The organism is Bacillus sp. 220_BSPC (assembly GCF_001054655.1).
Taxonomy (GTDB): Bacteria; Bacillota; Bacilli; order Bacillales; family DSM-1321; genus Peribacillus; species Peribacillus frigoritolerans.
Genome location: NZ_JVPL01000239.1, coordinates 21,870 through 28,196 on the forward strand (window position 1 = coordinate 21,870; position 6,327 = coordinate 28,196).

Annotated in this window: 7 protein-coding genes; 3 read left to right on the top strand and 4 right to left on the bottom strand. The window is 42.0% G+C overall.

Annotation, left to right across the window (positions count from 1 at the left end):
- Nucleotides 1-88: 88 nt before the first annotated feature.
- Both ADA55_RS18775 and ADA55_RS18780 read left to right on the top strand, forming a co-directional pair.
- Complete coding sequence (locus ADA55_RS18775) at nt 89-595, top strand: RrF2 family transcriptional regulator (RefSeq protein WP_034310735.1); 507 nt, start codon at nt 89-91, stop codon at nt 593-595.
- 2 nt (nt 596-597) lie between these two features.
- Complete coding sequence (locus ADA55_RS18780) at nt 598-3,447, top strand: YhgE/Pip domain-containing protein (RefSeq protein ID WP_226990504.1); 2,850 nt, start codon at nt 598-600, stop codon at nt 3,445-3,447.
- Between the two features lie 38 nt (nt 3,448-3,485).
- On the opposite strand, the gene ADA55_RS18785 is transcribed toward ADA55_RS18780, so the two are convergent.
- The 4 genes from ADA55_RS18785 to ADA55_RS18800 form a co-directional block, all read right to left on the bottom strand.
- On the bottom strand, nt 3,486-3,857 hold the full coding sequence (locus ADA55_RS18785) for an ArsR/SmtB family transcription factor (RefSeq protein ID WP_048686677.1): 372 nt from the start codon (nt 3,855-3,857) through the stop codon (nt 3,486-3,488).
- The gene (locus tag ADA55_RS18790; RefSeq protein ID WP_095391274.1) at nt 3,858-4,286 is read right to left on the bottom strand and encodes an SRPBCC family protein; all 429 of its coding nucleotides are present in this window, start codon (nt 4,284-4,286) and stop codon (nt 3,858-3,860) included. It lies immediately after the preceding gene.
- 119 nt (nt 4,287-4,405) lie between these two features.
- Nucleotides 4,406-4,849 (bottom strand): DUF6376 family protein, encoded by a 444-nt coding sequence (locus ADA55_RS18795; protein ID WP_034310742.1) that lies wholly within the window; start codon nt 4,847-4,849, stop codon nt 4,406-4,408.
- 33 nt (nt 4,850-4,882) lie between these two features.
- A complete protein-coding gene (locus ADA55_RS18800) occupies nt 4,883-5,488 on the bottom strand; it encodes a serine/threonine protein kinase (RefSeq protein WP_048686681.1) in 606 nt (201 codons plus the stop codon).
- Between the two features lie 584 nt (nt 5,489-6,072).
- Here ADA55_RS18800 and ADA55_RS18805 point away from each other — a divergent pair.
- Nucleotides 6,073-6,327: SH3 domain-containing protein (locus tag ADA55_RS18805; RefSeq protein WP_048686683.1), on the top strand; the 255-nt coding region annotated here is incomplete at its 3' end.

Genomic DNA, 6,327 nt, shown 5'->3' on the forward strand with positions numbered 1-6,327 from the left:
CTAAGGTGAAAGGGGTTTTAATTATAGATACCGAATATCCATTATGGATATACGATATCCACATACATGCTAAAAGAGGTGAAATGATTTGCAATTAACAAAAGGGGTCGAGCAAGCTATATGCATCATCGTTATACTCTCTACCCAGGATAAAAATGTCCCGCTTTCGTCAAATGAGATCAGCAGGCGATTAGAGGTGTCTCCTTCTTATTTGAAAAAAATCATAAGGAAATTGGTCGTAAAGCAGATAATCACTTCCGTTCCTGGTAATAACGGCGGCCTTACTCTTGCCAAAAGTGTAGATAAGATTAAAAACCTTGAAATTATTGAGGCGATGGAAGGTCCCATTTCGATGTTTCCGGATACAGGACTTATAGAAAAAGCGTTTAAAGATGGAGAGTATGCAGAGAAGGGAATGGACGTCCTTCGTCGGATGTTTTCCCGGGCGGATCAACTTTTAATAGAGTTCTTTTCCAGCCAAACAGTGGCGGATTTGCTTAAAGAAAGCTTTGGCACCACGGACATCCCGACTCTTAATTGGAATACCGCGTCTTTGAGTGATGTACTGCGTGAAAAGAAAGGTGAAAAGAAGTGAATATGCTTAAACAAGAATGGAAGCTTTTCCTTACGAATCGAAAATTGGTCGGTGTCGCAATCGTTTTACTGTTCGTCCCGATTATTTATGGGGGGTTATTCCTTAGTTCCGCTTGGAATCCATACGGAAATACAGGCAAATTGCCTGTTGCGGTCGTGAATAAGGATGTAAAGGCGGAATATGAGGGGAAAACCTTAACAGTCGGTAATGAGCTAGTCGAGCAATTAAAGGACAATGATGATTTAGAATGGCATTTCGTAACGGAAAAAGCGGCGAAAAAAGGGTTCGATGATGGTACATATTATATGGTCGTCACCATTCCGGAGGACTTTTCAAAAAATGCTTCTACCGTCATGGATGATGAGCCTAAAAAAATGAATCTGACGTATGATGTGAATCCTGGACGCAGTTTCGTTTCTGAAACGGTCGGGAAACAGGCAACGAATAATTTGAAAACGGAAATTGCCGAAAGTGTCACAAAAGAATATGCGGAAGCGATCTTCTCCCAACTGGATGAAATCGGGGAAGGATTCGGCGATGCGGCAGATGGTGCATCAAAGCTGGATGACGGTGCAAAAAAACTGCATGATGGAAACAAAGAAGTGACGGAAAATCTGACTAAGTTAGCTTCGAGCACATTAACTTTTAAAGATGGAGCGAATAAACTCCAAATTGGCGTTGGCGAGTTTTTGGAAGGAGCCAACAAGCTTGAAAGTGGCGCGTCGGAATTGAATAAGGGTATTTCACAATATACCTCCGGTGTCGGTCAGTTGCAAAAGGGTGCGAACGAACTCGCATCAGGCACAGGGGAATTAACTAATAATAGTGAAGCACTTATACAAGGTTCTTCCCAGCTTTCCACTGGGCTGGCCAAAGTGGTTCCAGGAGCGCAAACTTTAAATACTGGATTGGCACAAGCGCAAACAGGCAGTGCGAATTTGAATGATGGGTTGAATCAATTATCACAAAATGCAAGCCAGCTGACGGATCAATCGACAGGAATTCCAAAATTGGCAGCAGGTCAGCAGAGTTTAAATGAGGGAATCAATAAACTGGCAGGAGGAAGCCAGGCGCTAAATGACGGCCTGAAAAAAATGGATGGCCAATTGCCCGCAGAAGAACAGCTGAATCAGCTTAAGCAAGGACTGACAAGCATTCAAAGCGGTGTAAATCAATTGCAAGAAGCGGTTCCAGCAGGAAGCAGCGCGTCCGGTACCGTATCCGGCATTACCGAAGACCTCAATAACAGTCAAGCGGCGTTAACGGAACTTCAATCAACGATTGCGAATAATGGTCAGAGCACGATCAATGCCGTTCAAAACACGGAAGCCTTCAAAAGCATGACCAGTGAACAGCAATCAGAAGTAATCGGAGCCATTCAAAATGAACTTCAAAGCCAGGCGGAGGCACAAAAACGAATCGCATCGACTCTTGCTGCAAGTGTTTCAGACTTATCAACACAATTAACGGATAAGGTAATGCCTGTATTGAATGGATTAGGCCAGCTTCCGGAACAAGTGGCCAATTTAAATAATGCGGTGAATAAAGTCAATCCAAACGCCGTTTCAGCGTTAAACGGATATACGGCAATAAGGAACGCACTGGAAGAACAATTGATTCCTGGTGCGACCCAATTAAATGGCGGCTTGAATGAAGCTGTAGAAGGCAGCAATCAATTAACGGCGGCAACGCAAAGTTTAAATGAACGGACACCAGAATTAGTGAAGGGGATCAACCAGTTAGCACAAGGCGGTTCCTCGTTAAATAATGGCCTTTCAAAACTAACTGAGGGATCTGGTCAGTTGGTTGATGGAGTTTCACAACTGCAAGCAGGTTCATCCTCCTTTGGGAATGGTCTTGAGAAGTACGCATTCGGTGTTAGCCAAGTTGGCGAAGGGGCAAGTAAACTGGCTAATGGGGCCAATCAACTGGATGCCAACTCAGCGGCCTTGAACGAGGGCTCATCAGCACTTGTTAAAGGCACTGAACAATTGGCAGGCAATCTGCCTACTTTGAGCAATGGGGTCATCCAGCTTGCTGATGGCGCGGGTAAGATCAATGAAGGTTCATCAGCCCTTGCTGAAGGTTCAGGTAAATTGGGTGAGGGAATCTCCTCACTTCAAGATGGAACGGTCGAGCTTTCGGAAAAACTCAGTGAGGGTGCAGATGAAATTAGTGAAAATAAAACAACCGATGATAATTACAGCATGATTGCTGAACCGACACAGGTCAAAGAACAAAAAAGCAGTGACGTGCCGAATTATGGTCATGCACTGGCTCCTTATGTATTGTCTCTTGGGTTATTTGTTGGAGCCATTGCCTTCAATATGGGATTCCCGACAGGCTTGCCTTCAACTAGGCCTACATCAGGAGTGGCATGGTGGTTCAGTAAATTTACGGTCCTATTCATCCAAGCGACGCTTTCTGCATTAGTGTTGGATGCGATCATGATTTGGGGAATGGATTTACAGGTCGAGAATATGGGGCAATTCATTGGGGTTTCCATCCTGACTTCCCTTACGTTCATGTTCATCGTTACCTTCTTGACCGTAGGATTTGGAAATCCAGGTCGTTTATTGGCGATGATATTCCTTGTATTACAGCTAGGTGCAAGCGGAGGAATGTTCCCTGTGGAACTGACCAATAACTTCTTCAGTCATGTTCACCCGTTCATTCCGATGACATACTCTGTCATGGGCTTCCGCCAGGCGATGAGTACGAGCCTTGGAGCGGATGCATTGACAGCAAGTATAGTGTTCCTTACTGGATGCATCATTGTCTTTAATCTGCTGCTATTGCTAACGATGGTCATCAAGAAGCGAAAAGCACATAATATTGAGATGAATGCATAAACAAAAACCCCCGGTGCAATGCGCCGGGGGTTTTCTCATTATGATGGTTCATTCGTGTCCTTTTCTTTTTCGATGACTTTCAATCCATTTTCCCCTGAATTTTCAATCACATGTTTAAGGATGGATAATTTGTTATCCCAGAATTGATCGTAAAAAGAGAGCCACTGTTTCAATTCCGCTAAAGGTTCCGGCTGAAGCCGAAAGCGTTTCTCTCTTCCTACCTTCCGGCCACTGACCAATTCAGCTTCAGAAAGAATATGAAGATGCTTGGCAATTGCCGTGCGGCTCATGGAAAAGTGAGAAGTGATTTCTGAAATGGGTAAATCCCCTTCAGCAAGCAATTGCAGGACCTTTCGGCGGGTTGGGTCGGCGATAGCCTGAAATACATCATGTTTTTCTGATGCAGACACTTAGCCCTCAACAGCCTTTTTAAGACCTTGATTAACGATTTGTTCCCAGCCATGATTCATTCTATCGCGAATCACTGAGCTTTTTTCGTTCGGTTTCGTAAGAATCGTATCAGGCTCTTTCCAGCCGCCATGAATAAGGGTGAACTCCGTTTTGCCATCCACTTCTTTTAAAAGGAAGGAAATGAACCAACCGTCCGTATCCCAACTGAATGAAAGGCGATGAGGAGCATCTAACTCCGTTACCTTACAAGGAGATGGGCCGAAGGGTGATTGCACATGGAACTCATGTCCCACTTTCGGTTGAAAATCATTTGGCATGAACCATGAAGCTATGCCCTCTGCAGTGGAAACTGTATCCCAAACTTTTTGGATAGGTGCTTCAAGAATAACCGTCTTCTTGATATCCTGTAATGTATTTTCCATACTGATTCTCCTTTGTAATTGAGAATATGAAACCAATTGGTTTTGCTTTGTTGATTATATAAAACCTTTTGGTTTCATGTCAATAATTTGTTTCAAGCGATTCCTTTTTATTCATTGCAGGAGGCTTAATTTCCCAACTCTTCGATTTGTTTTGCCAATCCCGTTATATTATCGATTGATTTCATTATCTCTGAATCTTCCAATGCCTTAGGATCAATTTGGCCCTTTTCAATATTATTCAGATATAATTCAATTCCATCTGAAAGCTGTTGATTTGAGCTGACGATCTTCTCATGGATGCCTTCAGCGATTTTGGGTGGTTCAGTTGCATTGAATTCTTCAATCTCCGTTTTCATCAATTCCAGTTCTTTTTCAAGATTTGCTCTTGTTTCGGCATTCGTGATGGCGTCCTGTGACATGGCGGGAACCTCATTGGCAAAATCCTGAACGGTATTTACATACTCCGTCGCATCATCTGCATACTCCAATGATGAATTGACTTCTTCTAATGCTGAACATCCGCTTAATGTAAGGATGGACAGCAGAGCAATGGTCATTATTTTTTTCATATGTGCCTCCAATGTGATTTTTTATAGTAAGGATCAGATGGGCAGAAATCTTTTTTTATAAATTGCTGCAATGGAATTCAGTATGAAGCTGGGAATCTTCTTCGGAAAAAACGACTTCGAATAGAAAAGGTGAAAAGCACTTTTCAAGTCGTGCCACTGATTGCAGGATTTCACTTGCTTAAACCTTGCAACGTCAATGATCTTCACCTTTTTTTCAGAAGTGATGAAGATGTTTCGCAAGTGGATATCCGAAGGATTCAATCCCTCTTTCCTTGCCAATTGCAGCGCATGGTCTATCTCCGCAATGTTTTCTTCCGTAATCGGGATCCCCAATGTTAAACATTCAAAAAGAGTGTAGCCTTCAATGTGATCTATAACCAGGTAATTTACCCCCGCATCATAAAGGGTTGGATAGTATTCGATGGATTGGACGGTTTTGTATATTTCAGCTTCAACTTTAGCTGTGTGAGTATGATCCGGGAAAAACACTTTTAGTGCCTTATTGGTGGAATGTATTCGGAAAACATATGCGCTTCGGCCTTTTCCGATCAGTGATAAAGATGGGTCGGCATCGAGCAATACATGCTTTTTATCATCGGAAATCTTAACGCTTTGAGCTAATTCATTATAGTTCTGCATACTTTTCACCTCTATTGTGCAATTTTTCGAATCAAAAAAGACGGTATAACCGATTATTGGTCATACCGTCTTAAATTAAAAGACCTCACCAAATAATCGGCAAGGTCTTGCAAACAACTAAAATCAGTTGCCAATAAAGCCGAGGATTCAATCCTGTACTGACGACTTTATTGTATAGCTACTCCCCTTAACAGAAGGATTGTTATAAGTTATATACAGTAATTATATAGGTTATTGCCTCGATCCGTCAAATATAAGGATCGTGTGCCTACCCTTTATATATATTCGATTCAGGCAGAAAGATGCTCGTCTCATTAGCAATAATTTGAGTGGCGAGTAATTATATCAATATACTTAATGGTCATCATTTGCCTGTCGCATAAGCTTCATTGCAGATGTTTCTATATAATTACTTAAATGTCTATTATTTTACTATTGTGTTACAATCGCTTTTATCTCCCTATAGATCTAAAGGAATATGTTATATTTTAGACGAATGAGCATATTTGCCTATATTACCATACTAATTTTAACCGATATTTAAATAAATGTTAAAAATATAATTCTTTAGTAGGGAGAATGAGATGAAGAAATTAATTATACCAACTTTCTGTTTTGCAGTGTTGTCTACAGTTGCTTTCGAAGAAAAAATATCTGCAGCTCCACTACATGCCGAACAGGCCAATATTGAAGACGTCATGTTTGTGCAGGTGAATTCCGGATCGCTCAATATGAGAAAAAACGGGGCGGAAGGTGCGAGCATAGTCGCAAAGCTCGCAAATGGCACACAAGTGACGGTGTATTCGGAATCCAAAGGCTGGGCGAAGATCAAAGCCAAT

Coding starts and splice junctions, on each gene's coding strand:
- ADA55_RS18780 (WP_226990504.1), top strand. CDS start 598: ATGCTTAAACAAGAATGGAAGCTTTTCCTTACGAATCGAAAATTGGTC.
- ADA55_RS18795 (WP_034310742.1), bottom strand. CDS start 4,849: ATGAAAAAAATAATGACCATTGCTCTGCTGTCCATCCTTACATTAAGC.
- ADA55_RS18800 (WP_048686681.1), bottom strand. CDS start 5,488: ATGCAGAACTATAATGAATTAGCTCAAAGCGTTAAGATTTCCGATGAT.